The organism is Streptomyces sp. CB01881 (assembly GCF_002953255.1).
Classification (GTDB): Bacteria; Actinomycetota; Actinomycetes; order Streptomycetales; family Streptomycetaceae; genus Kitasatospora.
Window position 1 is genome coordinate 18,728 of record NZ_CP026498.1, and the last position, 20,145, is coordinate 38,872.

Annotated in this window: 16 protein-coding genes and 1 pseudogene; 9 read left to right on the forward strand and 8 right to left on the reverse strand. The window is 71.1% G+C overall.

From position 1 onward, the window contains the following. A partial coding sequence (locus C2142_RS00090) for a hypothetical protein (protein ID WP_194235739.1) occupies nt 1-903 on the forward strand: 903 nt, incomplete at its 5' end. A gap of 36 nt (nt 904-939) precedes the next feature. Further along, nucleotides 940-2,193, forward strand: a complete 1,254-nt coding sequence (locus tag C2142_RS00095) for a tetratricopeptide repeat protein (protein ID WP_148640471.1) — start codon at nt 940-942, stop codon at nt 2,191-2,193. 55 nt (nt 2,194-2,248) lie between these two features. Here the strand turns inward: C2142_RS00095 and C2142_RS00100 are convergent, their stop codons facing one another. Both C2142_RS00100 and C2142_RS00105 read right to left on the reverse strand, forming a co-directional pair. After that, nucleotides 2,249-2,785 carry an HAD domain-containing protein gene (locus C2142_RS00100; RefSeq protein WP_148640472.1) on the reverse strand — a complete coding sequence of 179 codons (537 nt, stop codon included), beginning with the start codon at nt 2,783-2,785 and terminating at the stop codon, nt 2,249-2,251. Between the two features lie 113 nt (nt 2,786-2,898). Beyond that, nucleotides 2,899-5,304: an excinuclease ABC subunit UvrA gene (locus tag C2142_RS00105; RefSeq protein WP_148640473.1), complete on the reverse strand. Its 2,406-nt coding sequence runs from the start codon at nt 5,302-5,304 to the stop codon at nt 2,899-2,901. Nucleotides 5,305-5,675: 371 nt separating this feature from the next. On the opposite strand from C2142_RS00105, the gene C2142_RS00110 reads away from it, so the two are divergent. From C2142_RS00110 to C2142_RS00125, 4 genes are all read left to right on the forward strand, one after another. Next, nucleotides 5,676-6,389, forward strand: a complete 714-nt coding sequence (locus C2142_RS00110; protein ID WP_148640474.1) for a transglycosylase SLT domain-containing protein — start codon at nt 5,676-5,678, stop codon at nt 6,387-6,389. A gap of 247 nt (nt 6,390-6,636) precedes the next feature. Then, the gene (locus C2142_RS00115; protein ID WP_148640475.1) at nt 6,637-7,185 is read left to right on the forward strand and encodes a hypothetical protein; all 549 of its coding nucleotides are present in this window, start codon (nt 6,637-6,639) and stop codon (nt 7,183-7,185) included. Nucleotides 7,186-7,553: 368 nt separating this feature from the next. Beyond that, a complete protein-coding gene (locus tag C2142_RS00120; protein ID WP_206670876.1) occupies nt 7,554-8,876 on the forward strand; it encodes a serine hydrolase domain-containing protein in 1,323 nt (440 codons plus the stop codon). A 724-nt stretch (nt 8,877-9,600) separates the two neighbouring features. Continuing rightward, a complete protein-coding gene (locus C2142_RS00125) occupies nt 9,601-12,366 on the forward strand; it encodes a M4 family metallopeptidase (RefSeq protein WP_162002363.1) in 2,766 nt (921 codons plus the stop codon). A 216-nt stretch (nt 12,367-12,582) separates the two neighbouring features. Here C2142_RS00125 and C2142_RS00130 read toward each other — a convergent pair whose 3' ends face one another. The 3 genes from C2142_RS00130 to C2142_RS00140 all read right to left on the reverse strand — a co-directional run bounded on the left by C2142_RS00130 (nt 12,583) and on the right by C2142_RS00140 (nt 15,617). After that, nucleotides 12,583-14,367, reverse strand: a complete 1,785-nt coding sequence (locus tag C2142_RS00130) for a hypothetical protein (RefSeq protein ID WP_148640478.1) — start codon at nt 14,365-14,367, stop codon at nt 12,583-12,585. A 325-nt stretch (nt 14,368-14,692) separates the two neighbouring features. Then, on the reverse strand, nt 14,693-15,277 hold the full coding sequence (locus C2142_RS00135; protein WP_346766351.1) for a hypothetical protein: 585 nt from the start codon (nt 15,275-15,277) through the stop codon (nt 14,693-14,695). A gap of 181 nt (nt 15,278-15,458) precedes the next feature. Then, the gene (locus C2142_RS00140; RefSeq protein ID WP_162600477.1) at nt 15,459-15,617 is read right to left on the reverse strand and encodes a hypothetical protein; all 159 of its coding nucleotides are present in this window, start codon (nt 15,615-15,617) and stop codon (nt 15,459-15,461) included. A 240-nt stretch (nt 15,618-15,857) separates the two neighbouring features. Here C2142_RS00140 and C2142_RS00145 point away from each other — a divergent pair, with 240 nt between their 5' ends. Both C2142_RS00145 and C2142_RS00150 read left to right on the forward strand, forming a co-directional pair. Next, nucleotides 15,858-16,790, forward strand: a complete 933-nt coding sequence (locus C2142_RS00145; RefSeq protein ID WP_148640479.1) for a hypothetical protein — start codon at nt 15,858-15,860, stop codon at nt 16,788-16,790. Nucleotides 16,791-17,159: 369 nt separating this feature from the next. Then, on the forward strand, nt 17,160-17,684 hold the full coding sequence (locus tag C2142_RS00150) for an AAA family ATPase (RefSeq protein ID WP_148640480.1): 525 nt from the start codon (nt 17,160-17,162) through the stop codon (nt 17,682-17,684). An 87-nt stretch (nt 17,685-17,771) separates the two neighbouring features. On the opposite strand, the gene C2142_RS00155 is transcribed toward C2142_RS00150, so the two are convergent. Then, nucleotides 17,772-18,089, reverse strand: a complete 318-nt coding sequence (locus C2142_RS00155) for a hypothetical protein (protein WP_148640481.1) — start codon at nt 18,087-18,089, stop codon at nt 17,772-17,774. A 114-nt stretch (nt 18,090-18,203) separates the two neighbouring features. Between C2142_RS00155 and C2142_RS00160 the strand changes: the two genes are divergently transcribed. Then, nucleotides 18,204-18,854, forward strand: coding sequence for a hypothetical protein (locus tag C2142_RS00160; protein WP_241003090.1), 651 nt, complete (start codon nt 18,204-18,206; stop codon nt 18,852-18,854). Nucleotides 18,855-18,873: 19 nt separating this feature from the next. On the opposite strand, the pseudogene C2142_RS00165 reads toward C2142_RS00160, so the two are convergent. Both C2142_RS00165 and C2142_RS00170 read right to left on the reverse strand, forming a co-directional pair. After that, nucleotides 18,874-19,343: pseudogene (locus C2142_RS00165) on the reverse strand (DUF4037 domain-containing protein); the annotation flags it as partial. 73 nt (nt 19,344-19,416) lie between these two features. Then, a complete protein-coding gene (locus C2142_RS00170; protein ID WP_241002287.1) occupies nt 19,417-20,040 on the reverse strand; it encodes a phosphotransferase in 624 nt (207 codons plus the stop codon). Nucleotides 20,041-20,145: the final 105 nt, after the last annotated feature.

Sequence of the window (20,145 nt, forward strand, 5' to 3'; positions counted from 1 at the left end):
CCCGCGTCCCCCTCCTTCTTCGACCTCGACCGGAAGGACCCAGACCTGATCCGACTGCGCGAGGTGGGCGCGGAGAGCGCTCTGCCTTTCGCCCTGATGGAGCGCCTGGTGAAGTCGGGCACCCCCTACGCGGAACACGCCCGCACCCTGCGCAGCGAGAACGTGACCGTGGCCGGGGCGAACTTCGACTGGTTCGACGCCGAGCTTCCCGGCGAGATCGCCAGCGAGATCAACCTGACGGACTACGAGATCGTCCAGCACACCGACGAGCGCCGCGCGGCGCTGACCCAGGCCCTGGACCACCTGTCGTTGGTCCACCCCGAGGGATTCGCCCGCGTGCGCGAGTTCGTCCGGGGGCTGCTGTGGGTCGGTCTCAAGCCAGGCATCCGCACCTCCTCGCTGACCAGCTCCAGTGACCCGGCGCTCCCGTACGTCATCGTGTTCTCCGAGAAGGCCCGGCACCACATCCCGCCGAACACCGTCAGCCCAGAGCCGTCGCTCCTCTTCCTGGCGGAGAACCTGCTGCACGAGGGGACGCACCAGTCGATCAGCTTCCACGTCCTCCAGCTCCAGGTCTTCGCCGACGGGTACTCGTCCAAGACGTCCCCCAAGATCGAGATCGCGTGGCGCGCCTCGCAGGGAGTGGCCCGTAACCAGTTCTGGGAGATTGACCGGGCGTTCCACGCGACCTGTGTGTACAACCAGCTACTGCGCTTCCGCCAGGTCGAGTTGGCCCGCGACGACCTGACGCCCAACGAGCGCGCGAGCTTCCAGAGCGCCCACGACGAGGGTCTGCCGGCCGTCCGCTACCTCATGCGCGAACTCGAACTTCTGAGTGAGCACTTCTCCCCCCACGGGGTTGAGCTGCTGGCCGACCTGCGCCACCAGACCGACCAGCTGTAGTGCCACGCTGAGCAGAACCGAACGAGAGAAGGTCCAGTGCTCCAGCACCTCATCGACCAGGACGAGGGCCTTCGAATGGTCCCCACCGACCGCAACGAGCTGACCACGGCGGTCAGCCAACTCAACGAGGAACTCCGGGGCTTGCCCGACGAGGCCGACCCCGCTCGTACTCGGCTCCTGACCAGGTGGATCGGCATCGGCCAGATGTGCCTGGGCAACCACGAGGAGGCCCGTACGCTTCTCCGGCAGTCGCTCGACCTGGCCGCAGCGATCGGCAACACCCGGGCCGTCGTCGCCACCGGTCTCAACCTCGGCGACGCTCACCGCTACGCCGGTGACGTGCAGACTGCGGACGCGCTCTACCGCAGTGCCCTGAACACCGCGCGAATCCAGCACCCGGAACTTGTCGACTTTGCGCTTCAGCACACCGGCAAGCACCTGATGGAGCGCGGCGACCTCGCGGGTGCCCGGGCCCGTCTCCAGGAAGCGCTGCGGCTGCGGGTCGCCAAGGGGGACGCCGGGCTGGTCGAGTCCACGCAGGCAGCACTCGCCCGGGTGGAACTGCTGATCGGCCAGGCCGACGCGCCGGCGGCAGACGGCGCGGTGCCACGCCGGTGGAGCGGCCAGTGGACCTCATGGCTCCAGTCCCGCACCACGGCCCGGACGCCGGCCCGGTGGGCAGAGGACTTCCCCGCTCTCCGGGACGCTGTGCGCGGGCTCACCGCACACCAGCGCGTGCACCCGCGCCTCCTGCGCCACCTGCGTGATCAGTCGCTCCCCGCCGAGCTGATCGCCGCTATGGCGAAGGAGGCCGAGAAGGCCGTAGCCGCTGACGGGTACCTCCACAACGGCAAGTGGAACGCGGCCGCCGGCGATGCCGCGAGCCGCTTCGCCGGGCAAGTCGATCTCGCCGCAGTCGTAGCGCGGTCCACCGGTCTGGATGTCGAACAGCCGCACACTGGGGTCTACATCGCGTACCTGGCGAAAGGGCAGTTCCTCGACTTCCACGTGGACGAGGTCGGCTTCGGCGAGGCCAACCTGATCCTGTGCCTCAAGCACGAGCGCCCCACCGGCGCTCCCAGGGCCAGCACCACCGTCTTCATCAACGCCGACGGCTACCTCGAATACGATCTCGCCGCGGGTGACTGCGTCGTATTCGACGGCGCGCTCACGCCGCACGGCCGGACGCCCCTCAGTGCCGGAGAGGGCATCACCCTCATCAGCTTCGGCTTCCGCGCGCGTGATCAGGCCTCGCGAACGGTCACGAACCTTCCACCGGTCCCTGCGTAATACCGGTGTGCCCTACGACTCCGGCGGGGCCGGCCGGGCCGATGTCAGGCCGGTGTCAGGAAAGCTGTCGCAGCCCCGCGTCGAGGGCGGCGTAGTCGCCGTCGGTCAGACCGCGGCGGGGGTCGACCCGGTGGAGCAGGGCGGCTCCCGGGTGGTGGGCGGCGACCCAGGCCCGGTCGGTGTCACGGATCTCGTCGTCGACCCAGGCGAACGGGCGGCCTGCCGCCCAGTCGACGAGGGCGCGGGTCTTCCAGTGGAGGCCGTCCCGCTCGTCCTGGTCGTCGGTGGCGGACGGCTCCGGCCAGGCCACCACCGCCAGCCTCGGCAGACCGATGCGCGGGGCTATGCAGTCGTTCGCGTCGTCCATCCACGTCGTGGCCCAGACCACCTCGCACGGGAGCGCCGCCAGCCGCGGCCCGTGCTCGGGGTTGATCCTCGCCAGGAGCGGGTTCGCGTCGGCGCCCGGCGGTCCTGCGCCCCACGGTCCGGGAGCAGCGGGATAGGTCGGATAGCGCCACGGCTCCGCGCCGAACGGGATGAGCGGTCCGTCGACATCCAGAAACAGCAGCGGACGCTGCCCCGAGGTGATCACGACAGCACCCTAGCGGCGGATCCCGACGCGGCACGCCCCGGTTCGACCCCGGGCCGGGCCCAGGTGGGCCCGGCCCGGCGGCGCCGCGCCGACCCGGCGCCGCGGCTCTCCGGTCAGGCGCCGACGTAGGCCGCGAGGTGCTCGCCGGTGAGGGTGGAGCGGTCGGCGACGAGATCGGCGGGTGTGCCCTCGAAGACGATCCGCCCGCCGTCGTGGCCGGCGCCCGGGCCAAGGTCGATGATCCAGTCCGCGTGCGCCATGACCGCCTGATGGTGCTCGATGACGATGACCGACTTGCCGGAGTCGACCAGGCGGTCGAGCAGGCCGAGCAACTGCTCGACGTCGGCCAGGTGAAGGCCGGTGGTCGGCTCGTCGAGGACGTAGACGCCGCCCTTCTCCGCCATGTGGGTCGCCAGCTTCAGCCGCTGCCGCTCGCCGCCGGACAGCGTGGTGAGCGGCTGACCGAGGCTCAGGTAGCCGAGCCCGACGTCGGCGAGCCGCTTGAGGACGGCGTGCGCGGCCGGGGTGCGCGCCTCGCCGGCCCCGAAGAACTCCTCGGCCTCGGCCACCGACATCGCGAGCACCTCGCTGATGTCGCGGCCGCCGAGGTGGTACTCCAGCACCGAGGCCTCGAACCGCTTCCCCTCGCACTCCTCGCAGACGCTGGCCACGCCGGCCATCATCGCGAGGTCGGTGTAGACGACCCCGGCCCCGTTGCAGTTCGGGCAGGCACCTTCGGAGTTGGCGCTGAACAGGGCCGGCTTCACGCCGTTCGCCTTCGCGAACGCCTTGCGGATCGGGTCCAGCAGACCGGAGTACGTCGCCGGGTTGCTGCGCCGCGAGCCGCGGATCGCGCCCTGGTCGACCACCACCACACCCGCGCCGGCCGGCCCCGGAGCGTCGACCAGCGAACCGTGCACGAGCGAGCTCTTGCCCGAGCCCGCCACGCCGGTCACCACGACCAGCACCCCGAGCGGGACGTCGACGTCGACGTCGCGCAGGTTGTTCGCCGTCGCTCCGCGGATCTCCAGCGTCCCGGTGGGCTTGCGCACCGTCTCCTTGACGGCGGCGCGGTCGTCGAAGTGGCGGCCGGTGATGGTGCCGCCCGCCCGCAGCCCGTCGACGCTGCCCTCGAAGCACACGGTGCCGCCCGCCGTCCCCGCGCCGGGCCCGAGGTCGACGACGTGGTCGGCGATCGCGATCGTCTCCGGCTTGTGCTCCACGACGAGCACCGTGTTGCCCTTGTCCCGCAGCCGCAGCAGCAGGGCGTTCATCCGCTGGATGTCATGGGGGTGCAGGCCGATGGTGGGCTCGTCGAAGACGTAGGTGACGTCGGTGAGCGAGGAGCCGAGGTGACGGATCATCTTGACGCGCTGCGCCTCGCCGCCCGACAGCGTGCCGGCCGACCGGTCGAGCGAGAGGTAGCCGAGGCCGATCTCCACGAACGAGTCGAGGGTCTGCTGAAGCGCGGTGAGCAGCGGTACCACCGACGGCTCGTCGAGGCCGCGGACCCACTCGGCCAGGTCGCTGATCTGCATCGAGCAGGCGTCCGCGATGCCGATCCGCTTGATCTTCGACGACCGGGCCCCCTCGCTGAGCCGCGTGCCGTCGCACTCCGGGCAGACGGTGAAGGTGACCGCCCGGTCCACGAAGGCCCGGATGTGCGGCTGCATGCCCTCCCGGTCCTTGGAGAGCATCGACTTCTGGATCCGCAGGACCAACCCCTCGTAGGTCATGTTGATGCCCGCGATCTTCATCCTGACCGGCTCGTGGTGGAGGAAGTCGCGCAGTTCCTTCTTGGTGTACCTGCGGATCGGCTTGTCCGGGTCGACGAAGCCCGACTCGCTGTAGAGCCGGTAGTTCCAGCCGCCCGTCGTGTAGCCGGGGATGGTCAGCGCGCCCTCGGCGAGCGACTTGGAGTCGTCGTAGAGCTGGGTGAGGTCGATGTCGGAGACCGCGCCCCGGCCTTCGCAGCGCGGGCACATGCCGCCGGTGATGCTGAAGCTGCGCCGCTCCTTCACGGTCTGCCCGCCGCGCTCCACGGTGACCGCGCCCGCGCCGCTGACCGAGGCGATGTTGAAGGAGAACGCCTTGGGCGAGCCGATGTGCGGCTTGCCGAGCCGGCTGAAGAGGATGCGCAGCATCGCGTTCGCGTCGGTGGCGGTGCCGACCGTGGAGCGGGGGTCCGCGCCCATCCGCTGCTGGTCGACGATGATCGCGGTGGTCAGCCCGTCGAGCACGTCGACCTCGGGACGGGCCAGTGTCGGCATGAAACCCTGCACGAAGGCGCTGTAGGTCTCGTTGATCAGCCGCTGCGACTCGGCGGCGATCGTGTTGAACACCAGTGAGCTCTTGCCCGAGCCGGAGACACCGGTGAACACCGTCAGCCGGCGCTTCGGGATCTCGATGCTGACGTCCTTGAGGTTGTTCACGCGCGCGCCGTGCACGCGGATCAGGTCGTGGCTGTCGGCGGGGTGCGGCCCGGACGACTGCGTGTCCGTCCTCGTGGCCATGCTCATCGTCTCTCCATCTGTTGCGCGGCGCCGTTCCACTGTCCGGCCGGACCGCCTTCACGGTCTCCGGAGGGGTTGCCAGGCTCGATCTAACCAGTTTCGGGCGCGTCCGTGACGATCACGCTAGTGCGCAGCGATGACCTGCGCTTCTCCGTTCCTGACCGGTTCCTGACGGGTTCCTGACCGGTCCGCCGGGCCGTCGGCCGAGCGGCGCGGACCGGGGGAAGGCCTCGGCGCCCGGCCTCTTTCCCGGCCGGATCACCCCGGTGCGGCGGCGGCGGTCGTCCATCATGGGAGGGCCGGGGGGAGGGCCCGGGAGCCCGGTCCTCCACCGGACTCTCCGTACGGTCCGACGAACCGGCAGAAGGTGGGACAGCATGGCCGAGGAAGCTCGCAAACGGCGTTGGCCCGCCATCGCGGTGGTCGTCCTCGGCCTCTGGTTCCTGGTGCGGGGCGGTGCCGGCGGGCACTCCGGCGAGCCGGCGACCACCGCCCGGCCGACGACCACCGCCTCGCCGGGCCGGTCCGCCGCGCCGACGGCCGGGGCGACGGCCGGGACGGCCGGGCCGGGCACCGCGTCCCCCTCGCCGAAGGCCGCCGACTCCGACTACGCACCGGGCCGGTTCGCGGGGCCCGTCCGTACGCACGCGGCCGGCGCCGGCGTCGACCCGCAGCTCCTGATGGCCATCCTCTACATCGAGTCGTACAAGCCGCACGGGCCCGAGGTGGAGCGCGCCTGGCAACGCCTCAAGCCGGACGCCGCGTTCGGCATCGCCAACATGCACCGCGCGGCCTTCGAAGAGGCCCGGCAGGGGCGCGACTTCGCCGGCCGGGCCTGGGAGGACCTCCCCGACGACCCGGACCTCGCGGTCGAGGCCGCGGCCTGGCACCTGCACGACCTGGCCGCCCAACTGCCCGCACACTGGTCCGGGCCGTACACCAAGGACGAGTTGATGGCCCTGGGCTACAACACCGGTGCGGGGAACATGCTGGCCTTCGCCCGGAACGTGCCCCCCGGTGCGGCGGCCCGCTCCTACCTCGACCGCCTGCACGACAACTGGTCCAAGGCCGCGGAGTCGCTGCGCCCGTGACCGGCCCGGCGTTGCCGCCTACCCGGTGGAGCCGCGTACCCGGTGCCACGTACCCGGTGGAGCAGGGTGGACCGGGGCTGGGCCGGTCGGGTGGGGTCGGGGGCGCACCGGTGTGGTGTCGGAGGACGGCGGCGGGCGGGGACGGGAGGCTGGTGCTCCGGAGGCAGGCAGGAGAGAGCTTGTGAGTGGGCGCGGCGGTCGAGGCGTCCGGGGTCCCGTGGCCGCGCGCGGGACCGCGGGTGAGGTCGTGGACGGGGATCCGTCGGCGGGTGATGCCGGGGTGCTGGGCACCGCGCTCGGCGTGGTGCTGGCATTCTCGCTCGCGCAAGGCTCCTGGCAGTGGTTCTCCACCTACCTCGGGGTGACGCTGCTCGCGGCGGTCCTGTCCTTCGGCCGGCTACCGGTGTGGGCGCCGGGCCGACAGCCTGCCTTCGGGTGGCGTCTGGCGGCGTACGCGCTGGTCGTCGGCCTCTGTGTCGCGCTGGCGCTGGCCCCCGCACTCCAGCGCTGGGACTGGCTGTTCCCCATGCCGGAGACCCGTCACGAGTGCGTGGAGTCAGGCCGGTACCAGAGCCTGCAGACGCAGGCCGCCCTGGGGAGCCTGGCGGGCCAGGCTGGTGACGCCCTGGCCCACGCGCAGCAGGAGCAGAGCCGCCAGGCCGTCGACGACTGCCTGGCGTCGACGACGACGCGCTGGCTGCCGGCGTACGCGTTGGGCACGGCTCTGCTGGTGGGTGCGACCTCGTGGTCGCTGGGGCGGGCAAGGGCCCGGAGGGCGGCGCCCCGGTCGCGCTGACCTCCGGTGCCTCACGGTGGGGCGACATCGGGCACGGGCAGCCCCGGGTGGCGGGTCGGCAACGGCCGTTTGAGGGCAACCGGTTGTGGGTGGTTGATTGACAACGACCGTTGATGGACGGCTGGTTGTGGGCGACTTGTCGAGAACATCCGCTTGGGTGTAGCCAGTTGTGGACGGCTGGTCGGGGAAACGGCCGCCACCGCACCGGGGGACCTGACAGCATGCCGGGTGCGGCGGGTCGCCAGTGGCGGGCCCGATGCCGAGGTCGTCCAGGTCGCCCAACCCGGAGGAACGGATCAGTGTTTCCACGTACTTCACCGTCGGACCGTTCGACGTGGTCGCGCCGCCTCCGGGTGACACCGGCCCTGGTGACGGTGTCGGCCCTGGCCGTGGGGCTGGCCCCGTCCGCCGCGTTCCCGGTCACCCTCCCGGCGGCAGCGGCCGCGCGGTCCGCGTCCGCCGTCGGCCCGGCCGGGTCGGCGGCCGCGGCGCAGGGCGGGGAGCAGGCGCAGCGGGCCCGGCTGCGGCAGTTGGCGCAGCGGCTCGTGGACACCGGGGCGCCGGGTGTGGTCGTGCGGGTCGACGACGGCCGCGGCCGGCCCGTCGAGATCGCCGCGCAGGCCCCCTGGTCGGTCCGGGATCACCGGCTGAAGGCGGGTGACGAGTTCCGGATGGGTTCCAACACCAAGACCATGATGGCCGTTCTGGTGCTCCAGCTGGTTGCCGAGGGAAGGCTCTCCCTGGACGACCCGGTGGAGAAGTGGCTGCCGGGCGCGGTCCCGAACGGCGCGGCGATGACGCTGCGGATGCTGCTGAACCACACCAGCGGACTGTTCGACTACACCCAGGACGGCGCGCTGCTGGGCTCGATCCTCGGCAGGGACCCGCACCGGTGGACCTCCACGGAGCTGCTCGCCGTGGGCGCGAGGCACGAGCCGCTGTTCGCCCCGGGCACGAAGTGGTCGTACAGCAACACCGATTACGCCGCGGTCGGCGCCGTCCTGGAGCGGGTCACCGGGGCCGCTCTCGCCGACCTGGTCCGGGACCGGATCGCCCGGCCGCTGAAGCTGGACCACACCTACCTGGCCACGGACTCCACCTGGCGGGGCCGGCACGCCCGTGGCTACGAACCGGACCCCGCCCACATGCCGCCGGGTGTGCCGGACGCGTTCAGGGAGGTCGCCGGGCCACGGCGCGACGGTCACGTGGACGTCTCCGGCAACGACCCCAGCTGGGGCGGCGCCGCCGGGGCGGTGGTGTCCATCCCGCAGGACTGGTCGCGTTTCTACACCGCCCTGATGTCCGGCAGGCTGCTGCCCGCCGCGCAGCTGCAGCAGATGCTCACCACCGTCCCGGTCGACCCGGAGAACCCGGGGGCTGGCTCCGGGCTGGGCATCGTGACGGCGGCCACCCCCTGCGGCACCGTCTGGGCGCACGACGGGGGGATCACCGGCTACTCCAGCAGCAACTACACCGACCGGGCCGGCAGCCGCACCGCCACCGTCCTCTTCTCGACGGAGCTGCTGTTCGAGTTCGAGGCCGACCCGAAGCTCGTCGAGGCGAGCCAGGAACTCCAGACCGCCGTGCTCTGCGCGATGTTCGACAAGCCCGTCCCCACCACGCCGCTGACGACCGCGCCGCCGACAGCCACACCGCCGACGGCCGGCCCGGCCACCGCCCGGGCGCGCTGACCGCGGCGGCCCGTCGGCGACGGACTGCCGGGGTGTCACCCCGCCTCGCGGGGAGCGCCCGCATCAGGAGGCCGGCGGGGTGGTCGGCAGGATGGTCGGCGCGGCCCTGCGGAAGGCCGGGACATCGCCGCTGCGAAGCAGGTCGAGGGCCGGTCGCCGGATCCCCGGGTCCTGGGCGGAGGCGCTACGACAACTCACCCTCGGCACACCCGAGGTCGTCGCCGGCGAACTCCGAATTCTTGCTGGCCGCGGACAGGGCAGGACTCCACCGCGGACCGGGTGGCCGCCCGCCCGAGGCATGGGAAGCCCGGTTCGTACACCCGAGGGCGATCCACGCCCGTGCCCGGTGCGCCGCCCCGACCCGTGCGGCCGACACCAGGACGGCGGCCCGCACGTCCGCGATCGCCTCCCTCAGCCGCGCGGTCAACCGCTGCGCCCGCTCCTCGGTGACGGGCTGCTGCCCGCTCCTCCCTGTCCCCGTGCCCGGTCCGATGCTGTCGAACCATCGGCGGGCTCCGACGGCGTGGCGGTGAGGACCACGCCCCGCTCGGCGATCAGTCGGACTGCATATGCAGGCAATCGACATATGAAGGGAAATGGCCTATGTTCGTCGCATGGCGGGCGGCCGGCTCCGGAGAACGGACGAGTCCCGGGGTGGGCGCCCGCTGCACACGCGTGGTCCGGCATGCGACCGGGCCCCCGTTTCCCCGAGGGAGGACCCGTAGTGCACCACCGTTCCCGCACGCCCAAACTGCTCGGCGCCGCCGTGGCCGTCGTTCTGGGCCTCGGCGTCGGCGTACCGCCGGCGTTCGCCGGACCGGCCGGGGAACCGGCCGCCGACGCCGACCCCGTGCCCGGCCTGGTCGCCGGCACGGACACCACCGCCCCGCAGCTGGTCACCGGCGTGGACGAGCCGGCCCCGGGCGCCGACGCCGCCGAGGCGGCCCGCGCCCACCTCGCCGCCCACCGGGACCGCTACCGGGTCGACCCGGCGCAGCTCGTCGTGACCGGCGTGGAGCGCTCGGCGGACAGCCGCCGCACCGTCCGGTTCGAGCAGCGGCACGGCGGCCTGCCGGTCTTCGGCGCCGCCTACCTGGTCCACCTGGCCGGCGAGGGCGACGCGCAGCGCGTCGAGTCGGTCGGCGGCAAGTACTTCACCGGCCTGACCGCCCCGACCACCCAGGCCGTGCCGGACGAGGTGCTGCGTGGCCTCGCGCTCGCCTCGGTCGAGGACGGCCCGGCCCGCACGGGCGTCACCGCCGAGGACCGCGGCCCGGTCGTCCTGCCCGGCGGCGCCGGCCGGCTCGCCCGGCACTTCACCGTGCGCGGGACCGACCGGACGATGTGGGAGGGCAAGGCCCGCGAGCTCTACCTGGACGCCGGCACCGGCACGGTCGCCCTCTCGCTCACCTCCCGGGTCCCCGCTGCCACAGGAGCGCCCGCCGCCGTGACCGCGCCCGCCGGTGCGTCGACGGCCGGCCTCGAACCCGCCGTCGGCACCGCGCCGGACGTCCAGGGCCGCCCGACCCGGGTGAACATCGCCCGCCTGCCGGACGGCACCTACCAGCTGATCGACCTCACCCGCCCCGCGCCCCTGACCGTCTACGACGCGGGCGGCCGGGACGAGTACGAGGTCGGCGGCCAGCTGCCCGACGGTGTCCGCCCGCCCTCCTCGCCGACCCCGGACTTCCCGGCCTCGCTCGCCGCCACCGGGGCCGCCGAGGCCCAGCGCAACGCCGGCGCCGTGTACGACTTCTTCCACGACCGGCTCGGCCGGGACGGGATCGACGGCGCCGGCGGCCCGGTCAACGCCGTGGTGAACGTGACCAGTGGGGGCGAGAGCCTGCCGAACGCCTACTGGAGCAGCGGGCGGATGACGTACGGGGGCGGCAACGCCAAGTTCTACCCGTTCGCCGTCGCACTCGACGTCGCCGGCCACGAGATGACGCACGGGGTCGTCGAGAACACCGCCAAGCTCGTCATGCGGGACCAGTCCGGCGCCCTCGACGAGGCCCTCGCCGACTACTTCGGCAACGCGGTGGAGGTCACCACCCGCGGCATCCCGATGACCGACCCGCGGGCCGCGCTGCTCGGCGAGAGCCTCTGCCGCACCGGCACCCCGGAAGCCTGCGCGCAGCGCCGCCTCGACACCGGCCGCAGCACCGTGAACGACTACGTCGGACTGCCGGTGCACTTCACCGAGGACGCCTCGCACGACAACTCGGGCATCATGAGCGGCGCGCTGTGGGACATCCGGCGCACCCTGGACCCGCTGCTCGCCGACCGGCTGGTCTACCGGGCGCTCGCCGAGTACCTCACCCCGCTGGACACCTTCGTCGACGCCCGCAACGCGGTGCTCGCCGCCGGCCGCTCGCTCGGCCTCACCCGTGCCCAACTCCGTTCGGTGACGGCCGCGTTCGACGCGCACGGGATCAAGGAGGGCTGGGAGCGGCGGATCGGCATGGACAGCCGCACGGTGTTGCGCTCGCTCACCGACGGCACCCAGAACCGGCCGGACGTGGCCAACGGCCGCTGGGTGATGGCCGCCGGGGAGTCGGGCTTCCTCGGCGTCCTCACCGGGACCGTCGGCAGCTCCGCCGAGCCGGTCCGGCTCAGCCCGGTCGGCGACAAGCGTTCGCACACCGGCCCCGCCACCGACGGCACCGTCGCGGCCTGGGCCTCCCAAGGCGAGACCACCCCGGGCCGGCCGGACTGGTCGGTACTGGTCCGCCCGCTCGACGGCGGCGCCACGCACACCGTCCACAGCGCCGCCGGCCTGATGGTCTCGGGCGTCCGGGTCGCCGGCGGGATCGTCGCCTTCGAGGCGATGGACTTCAGCACCGGCCGCACCCTGCCGTGGCTCTCGGTGGACGGCGCGCAGGCCGCGCCGATCGCGCTGCCCGACGGCCACCACGGGCAGGGCCTCTCGCTGCGCGGCGACCTGCTCGCCTGGACGGAGCGGTGGCAGGAAGGCGAGCGCACCGTCTACGCGCCGACCGTCTACTCGGTCTCCGCGGGCAAGGTCGTCGCCCGGTACGTCGCGGGCGGCACGGGCGGCACGGGCGGCACCGCGGGGACGCTGGCGGTCCACACGCTGCTGACCGCGAAGCGGCTGCTCTGGCTGGAGACGCCGCTCGACGGGAGCCGCGGCACCTCGATCCGCTCCGGCGCCCTCGACGGCTCCGGCGTGACCGACCTGCTGGCCGGCAGCACCACGGAGCCGCGCCAGATCGACGAGCTGACCGCCTCCGAGAAGGCCGTTACCTTCGCCTACACCTTCACCTGGCCGAAGGGCCGGCGCGTCGCCAACAGCGACCTGCCGAAGCTCTGGCAGCTCCCGATCGACGGCGGCACCCCGCAGCGGTTCTCCTGCAACCGGGGCGGCCAGTACATGCCGGTGGCCGACCGCGGCACCCGGGTGCTCTGGGCCGACGCCACGCCCGGCCGCACCGATCTGGTGATGCGCGAGCGCGCGGCCGTCACCTGCTGACCGAGGAGCGCTGCCCCAGGGTCCCACCCAGGGCGTCCCGCCCCCGGACGCCCGGACCCCGTTGCTTCCCCGTCTCCTGCCCGGCCGCTTCGCTTTGGCGGCCGGGCGGGGCCTTTTGTGTTGCGGGCCGGCCGCGCGCGGCCGAGCCCGACCGGCCGACAGGGCTGGAGCCGCAGGTGCGGGGCCGGCTCTGCTCACCCTGCCGCGGACATCTGGTTAGAGCTCCCTGACGTGCGGCGGGTTACCGGTGGAGATGGAGAGCTTCCCGTGCTGGATCTGGAGGTCGCTTCCCCCGACGATCATCCCGTTGGCGCGGGTCATCGAGACATTGCTCCGGCCGAAGGTGACCGAGATGCCGTCCCCGAAGGTCACCCACTTCTTGAACTCGTTGATCCCCTGGAACATGATCCGGTCCGGCATCGTGAAGAACATCCGCTCACCGTCGTGGCTGAGTTTCATCCCGCCGCCGACGGTGAGGTGACCCTTCACCCGCGCTTCACCGGAGACCCGTGCTTCACCGGTGTGCAGCTCGTTCAGGTCGGCCTTGTCCGCGGTGGCGGTGCCCAGCTCCTGGCCGCCGTCGCGCAGGACGCGCACGCCGGAGGTGGGGAACTCGATCCAGCCGTCGGTGGTGGCGCGGCCCTGGACCCACTTGGTGTTGATGCCGTTGAGGTCGGCCTTGTCGGCGGCGACGGTGCCCCACTCCTGACCGCCGTCCTTGCGGACGTTGATCCCGGACCGCGGGAACTCCAGCCAACCGCTACCGCCGTCACGGTCACCGACCCACTTCGTGTTCACGCCGTTCACATCGGCTCTGTCGGCCGTGAGGGTTCCCAGCTCCTGGGCGCCGTCCTTGTGGAGGCCGGCCCCGGACGAGGTGAACTCGATCCAGCCCGCGCCCGCGTCGCGGCTGCCCGCCCACTTGGTGTTGACGCCGTCCACGTCGGCCCGGGCGGCCGTGACGACGCCGGGGACGTTGGTCGGGCCGTGGTAGACGTTGACGCCCCTGTCCGGGAAGGTGATCCAGCCGTCGTCGTTGCTCCGTCCCTGGACCAGCCTGGTGATCACCCTGTCCACGTCGGCCTTGTCGGCCGTCACCCTCCCCAGGTCGTGCTTCGCGTCCCGGACGTCCAGGCCGTCCGCGGTGAAGACGGCGCGGCCCTTGTGCTCCGTTCCTTCGATCCACGGCGAGCGCGTCCCGTCCCCGAACTCGGGGACGAGCGCGTGGACGGTGGTGGTGAGGAAGTACCCCCGCTGATCACCGCCGTCGGGTGACTTGGCGACCAGGGTGTAGGTGGCGCCGCGTTTCGGAGCAGTGGTGGACCAGGAGTACTCCTGGTGAGCGGCCGCACTTCCCTGCGCCGCCGGCTCGCGGCGCACTTCGGCACCCGTCGCGTCGAGGATCCGGTAGTCGAGGGTGTTGGGCCCGTCCCACTTCAGGACGAGGGGCTCGTTCTGGTCCCCGTCCAGCAGGGACTTCTCCGCGCGGAAGTTGCGCGGCACCCTCGGCGTCTGCTTGACGAATCCGAGGGTGGTGGTGAAGGGCTGTAGCCGCATGGGCTCGTTCCGGTCGCCGCCGCCGGTCCTCTCGTGGATCTCCAGGAGGGACAGACCCGCTTCATCGGCGACCGGGATGTTCTCCAGCTTCAGGACCAGGGCCTCTCCGCTCTCCAGGAACGGGTGCCTCGCTGCGTGGGGCTGTGCCTGGTCGAACTGGGCCCGGAAGAGGAGCCGGCCGTTGTCCCACCTGAATTCCAGCTGGTCGTCGATGGGCCGCTGCTTCGTCCTCTCGATACTCGTGGTCACCGCGGCCGGATCGTTCGTCAGGGGCGAGGAGAAGGAGAGGAACGGCAGCTCGACCTCGATGTAGTCCCACTCCACCGCGGACTGGTGGGAGTTGGAGGCGATGATGTACACCGATCCCCGGGACGGTTCGCCGGGGAGCGACGCCTGGAGCCCCGTCGGATCGGTGATGATCTCGTACTTCAGCAAGGACGGCACAGTGCGGACTCCCTACCTCGGTGCTCCCGCGATGCGGGCAGACGACGGGACAGGTACTTACCGGCCCGTCAACGGTAGGCACCGCCCCGCCGTCCAGGAGCCGCGATCCCGCAGAGCTGGCCCGAACAGGCCTCCCTCTGGCTGGAACCACTGTCGAAGGAAGGGTCCCTGGCGCCCTGGCCCTGATCCGTCTCCAGACCTGGCGTGTCGTCATCGACCTCCCTGCCGGCCTGGTCAACAGGGAGGGGTTCCCCGGCCGGCCCACCCTGACGGCGACCGACGGCCGTGCGACCGCAGTCTTCTCGCGCCCGGCTGCCCGGTGGCCTCAGACGCGGGGCGGCAGGACCTCGATGATCTCGGCGGTGCCGGCGGCGGGTTGGGCCTCGTGCATGGTGATCACGTCACCGGCCTTCAGATGCCGCCACTTCTCGGACTGCAGGGGAGCCAGGCGGATGTCGGCCGTCTCTCCCGGTCCGAGTTGCGGTGCGAACTCCACCCAGAGCCGCGCGGTGTTCAGGTCTCGTTGTCCAACTGCGGTGTGGCTACCGATGTCCCACAGAGGCCTGAGCTGACCATCTCCGGAGAAGGCACTCTGGCGTCCGCCCTCGTCGGCTCCCAGCAGGGTCAAGGTCGCACGGATCGTACCGTGCTTGACCTCCCAGCCCCGCCACTCGCACCAACGGCGGCTGCGGCCGAGCATCATCTGCCGAGCGGCCTCGGTGAGCCTCTCCCAGAAGGTGACGGACACCGGATGGACATCCGCGATCTCGATGAGCATGTCGAGCGCCATCTCCCATTCCTGGAGCTCGATGTCCCTGCGAACATCTCCGACTGTCTGGCCGTTCTCTGCGGCGGCGTCCTCGGGCAGTAGGTCGGCGGCCTGCCGAAGGAGTGCGAAGGCGTCATCCATGTGCTGGATTGTCACCTGGTCCCTGGGGCCTTGTCACAAATGACCATGCAGGCGCAGCGGCACGCGGCGCGACCGGGCACTCCAGAGTTTCAGGATTTTCTGGCTGGTGGTGAGGCATCTGTCCCGCATCTGTTCCGCCGAACATGTGCGAGGTGGCGGCGACGGCATGAGCGGCAGTAGATCACGGGCAGTGATCGCGGGGCAGATGGGCTTCCCGTCCGGGATCGATGCGGTCGGCGAGGTAGATCAGGGTCGCCTGGGGGTCCATGCCGAAGGCGGCGGCGACGAGTCTCGGGTCCATGGCCTTCACAAGGTCGACCAGGCGGGTGCTGCGGATCACGCGGGGCAACGATGTCACGGAGGGCCGATCCGTACGCCGTGTTCCCGGCCCGCGCGAGGGGCGGCGGCCTGGCCATCGGGGGCGGAACGGGGTCCTCCCGGCCGGCTTGACCACAGGTCAGAGCAGGCGGTCTCGGCGCCGCCTTGCCATGTTCGATGCAGACTGACGACGACAGTCCGGCTACCCACTGTGGGCTATGATCGCGGCTCGGACTGCCTTCCGACATGAGAAGAAGCACCAGTGGACGCCAGGATCACCCGGATCCAAGCCAAACTCGCCGCACTGCCGACCACGGAGAAGGCCACACTCGGCCCCGTGCTCACCGTGACGCAGGTCTCGGACTTCGAAGACGCCCACGGCATCCGACTGCCCAAGGAGTTCCGACAGTTCCTCACCCGAATCGGGCACGGCGGATACGGTCCCACCTATGGACTCTTGCCCATGGAGCGGTGGCTCGGGCGGGGTCACCCGGGGCAACCTGCCGAACCTTTCCCGATCGCCCCGGACCTGGATCTTCCAACAGGTCCCGACGACCGAGGCGACCTCACGGGATCCTTTCCCGGCACCATCACGGTCGTTTACCGGGGCTGCAGCGACCTCACGCTGCTGGTCGTCGCAGGACCCGGACGTGGGCGTCTGGTGGAGGTCAACGCCGAGGGATTCTTCGCCCCTCGCTTCTACGCCGACCCCGACTTCCTTTCTTGGTACGAGCGGTGGCTCGACTTCGTCCTGACGGGACACCGGGACCTCAACTGGTTCGCCGACCAGATGGCCGGCGATGAGGATCAGCTCGTGGCCACACTCCTGGACGACGAGCTCCCGGCAAGGCGGCGAGCCGCCGCCTACACGTTCATCACCCGCCCAGACCCGAGCACCACCTTGCCCGGCACGCTGCTGCGGGCGCTGGCCGCAGAGACCCACCCGGCCGTCAGAGAAACGATCCTCCGTGCCCTCGCAGCTCAGGGAGAACACGGTCGAGACCTGCTGACCACGGCGCTCGCCGATCCGGTGCCTGACGTTCGCTCCCTCGCTGCCATCCTCATGGCGACGACCACACCGCCGAGCCGGCGGCTACCTGCCCGGCGGCGGGAGGCCCTCAGCCGGCACCTCGCGAGCGAGACAGACGACTCGGTCCGGGACACCCTTCAGAGAATGCTCGAACAATCAGCCTGACGTGGCACTACCCAGGCGCCCAATCACCGTCGCCGACATACCGCTGACACCCTCACCAGCAAGCACTGCGAGCCGCGCCGTCGCAGGTGCGGATAAGACGTGATCCACGTCCAGCATCCGGGCAGCCGGCTCTTGGTGCCTTGCAGCACCGGGTCGTGTGACTGCCGCCTGCCTGCCATCGCGCTGTGGCTCCCCGGGTGCCCCGCCCGCCGACCCGGGGCGGGCAGGTGGCGGTTTCCCGGCGTTCACGTCCCGCGGCGGGCAGCCCGCCCCCATCCGCATATCCCACACACCAGGACGTACAGCCACTGGCTTGATCATGGACGGCTGACCGACATCACGAATTCAAGTTCGGGTAGCGTCGGGCCCGTGATCATATGGCTCAACGGCACCCACGGCGCAGGCAAGACGACGACCAGCGCCCTCGTGCAGCAGCTGATCCCGGATTCACGGGTGTTCGACGCCGAGAAGGTCGGCGAGATGCTCATGGACATCACGCCGGGGCTGCCCGAGACGGACAACTTCCAGCACTGGCCGCCGTGGCGGCTGCTCGTGGTCGAGACCGCCCGCCGCGTACTCGACTACACCGGTGGGACTCTGGTGATGCCGATGACTGTCCTGGACGAGCAGTACTGGCGCGAGATCAGCACGGGCCTCGCCCAACACGCCATTCCGGTGCGGCACTTCGTCCTCCACGCCGACCAGGATACCCTCCGCGGGCGCATCGCAGGGGACACTGTTGTTGGTCCCAACTCCTGGTTCCGCCTCAAGTACCTTGAGCCCTACGCCGAGGCGGCCCGCACGTGGCTGCACGACGAGGCCGAAGTCGTCGACACCACGCACCTCACGCCCGCCCAGGCCGCCCTGCAGATCGTGGAGGCCGTCAACGGCTGAGGCTTGATCACGGCCCTCTTGAGCGTGGAGGGGCTGAGCTGCGGTTCCGCGTTCAGATGCCACACAGCTGCTCCATGAGCTGCGCTTTCACGACCAGCGAGCCCTTGGCGGTGCGAAGCAGGAGTCAGAGATGTGCTTGCGCACCGCGCCATCGACGTTCGCGGTCATCAGGAACGGCTGTGCGACGATCCGGGACACAGCAGGGTCGAAATCCGCGAACAGCAGCCGCGCCGGCTCCAGCCGGGACTCGTGGATCACCGGAGCCTGCTCCGTCGCCGACCAGAAGGACCCTGAATGGTGCTTCTGGCCCAGGTACCAGCGAAACATGCGCCATCGGGCCGCGTCGAAGAGGTCGCTCAGCGACACCTCACTGAAGGCGCACTCCGCGAACGCGCTGCCGTCCACGTTCCTCGCACGTAACGTCGCTGACGAAACAACACTTCCTACGGACACGAGTACGCAGCCCCTGCTGCCGCCCTTCAACCGCCACGAGAGCAATAGTCAAGACCTGTGGATGAGATGACGTGCAAGCAGGCTGCGGCGCCCAACGAGGTCGATCCTATGCTGAGGGTCGTGCAGGTACTGGGTAAGAGCAGTGAGGACGAGATGGTCGCCTGCTTCTTGAGCGGCGAGCTGTCCAGCCGGAGGTTCGGCCGGAACCTCCGGTCCCACCTGGCGGCAGCCGGGCAGGCCGAGCAGTTGCTGACGCATCCGGACCTCTTCGACGCTGGAGCGAACTTCGCACGTCGGGCTCTGCTCGCTGCGGTGCGCGGGTACGGCGAGAACCGCGATCTGTTCGAGAACTTCCCCGCTCACGTCACCTGGACCAGGGCGCTCCTGTCCGCCGACGAGGCAGCCGGCGTGCGCTACCTCGACTATTCCTACTGGGTCGAATTGTCGGGTGGCAGCCGCCGGCCGACCGACGCGGCTGCACGCATCAGGGCAGGGCAGCGGACGTTCGACGTGCCCAACGAACCGTTCATCGAGGCAGCCCAGGCGCTCATCGGAGGCGAGCGGTTTCCTCCGCTCATCCTCGTCGGCGAGACGCAGGACAACCTGGTCTGCATTGAGGGCCACCTGCGCCTGACCGCCTACGCCCTCGTCGGCTTCCCGACCGACATCGAGTGCCTGATCGGCACCGCGCCGACCATGGGACGCTGGGCGCGGTAATCCCGTCGCGGGGCCGGGTTCACCGTTTCGGGGTGGTGAGTGCGGCATGGGCGACGCCGCGTGTCAGCTCGGGGCGGCCGAAGACGTCCATGCTGTCGATGAACTGGTCGACGGCCCCGGCCATCGGCAGAGCGCGGACAGCGGGATCGGTGATGCGGGCGGTCAGGGCGGCTGTTCGAGGGGTGCGGGCGACGGCGGAACCGAGCCCGTCGCCTACTTCGCCGCAGCGGCCGACGAAAGCCTCTTCATAGGAGATGCGCTGCCATTGGCAGGCGAGCAGGTGGAGCCAGAGATCGTGGGGATACCAATCGAGATTGGCGCGGGCCGGTGCGAGTTGCCCGAGCCCGTCGTGGAAGACGGCGCCGGCGGTGACCTCGGCGAGGAGCTGGGGGTGGCCAGCCAGTCCGTCAGGGTGACGTCCTTGCGCGGGTCGAAGCCCAGTCGAGCGGTGAACCAGGCTCCAGGGTCGGTGACGTCGACGCGGTTGTTGCCCTGCATGGCGGTGCACCGACCGGACCGGCCGAGACTGTGGAGCTGCTACTCCGACATCACCCGATCAGATTCACTGCTCGATCAGGTGCCGGTTGGCCCGGCTCCAGGCGAGGCGGGCCCGGAGTTCGTCCAGGTGCCCTTCGGCGACCCAGGTGGCCTGGGGCTCGTGTCCCTGTTCAGCCAAGCGCCGGACGGCATCGATGCCGTGCTCCTGAACGGTGAGCACGGCATCGACCAGGCCCGCCGTGTCAGTGAGGCCGTAGGCGGCGGCGAACACCTCAAGGCGGTGACGCCGGTCGGGCGGCCGCGGGTAGCGCAGCCACCGCATGCACTCGCCATCGTCGCGGAACGGCGCCGCGTATTCGAGTGCGTACGCGACATCGTGCAGTCGTGGCGCCGGACGCGCGTGATCCCAGTCGATGATTCCTATCGGCCGGGCGCCGCGCCACACGGTGTTCCAGGGACCGAAGTCGCCGTGACAGATCACTTCGTCGCCGACGAGTCCGGAAGTGGTGGTGGACCAGCATGTCGTGTCCGGAGGTTGGTATCCGGCCACGGCGTCGTGGTAGTCGCGCAGGAGGCCGGCGAAGGTGATCAGGCCCTGGTCGTCGACGAGCTTGGCCCAACCGTCCGGACCGGATTCGCCGCTGATCCAGGTCAGTACCTCGCGGCCCTGCTCATCGAAGCCGAGCACGCGGGGCGCATGTTCGTAGCCGACGGCCTCCAGATGGCGGAGCAGGCCGTGAACCGCCGGGGTCCACGGTCCGGCCGGCCGGTGCACCGTGTTGCCGATGCGCTC

What these genes read in the sequence shown, in the direction of transcription:
- C2142_RS00105 (WP_148640473.1), bottom strand. Translation starts at nt 5,304, where the DNA reads ATGAGCATGGCCACGAGGACGGACACGCAGTCGTCCGGGCCGCACCCC.
- C2142_RS00110 (WP_148640474.1), top strand. Translation starts at nt 5,676, where the DNA reads ATGGCCGAGGAAGCTCGCAAACGGCGTTGGCCCGCCATCGCGGTGGTC.
- C2142_RS00135 (WP_346766351.1), bottom strand. Translation starts at nt 15,277, where the DNA reads ATGGATGACGCCTTCGCACTCCTTCGGCAGGCCGCCGACCTACTGCCC.
- C2142_RS00160 (WP_241003090.1), top strand. Translation starts at nt 18,204, where the DNA reads ATGACGTGCAAGCAGGCTGCGGCGCCCAACGAGGTCGATCCTATGCTG.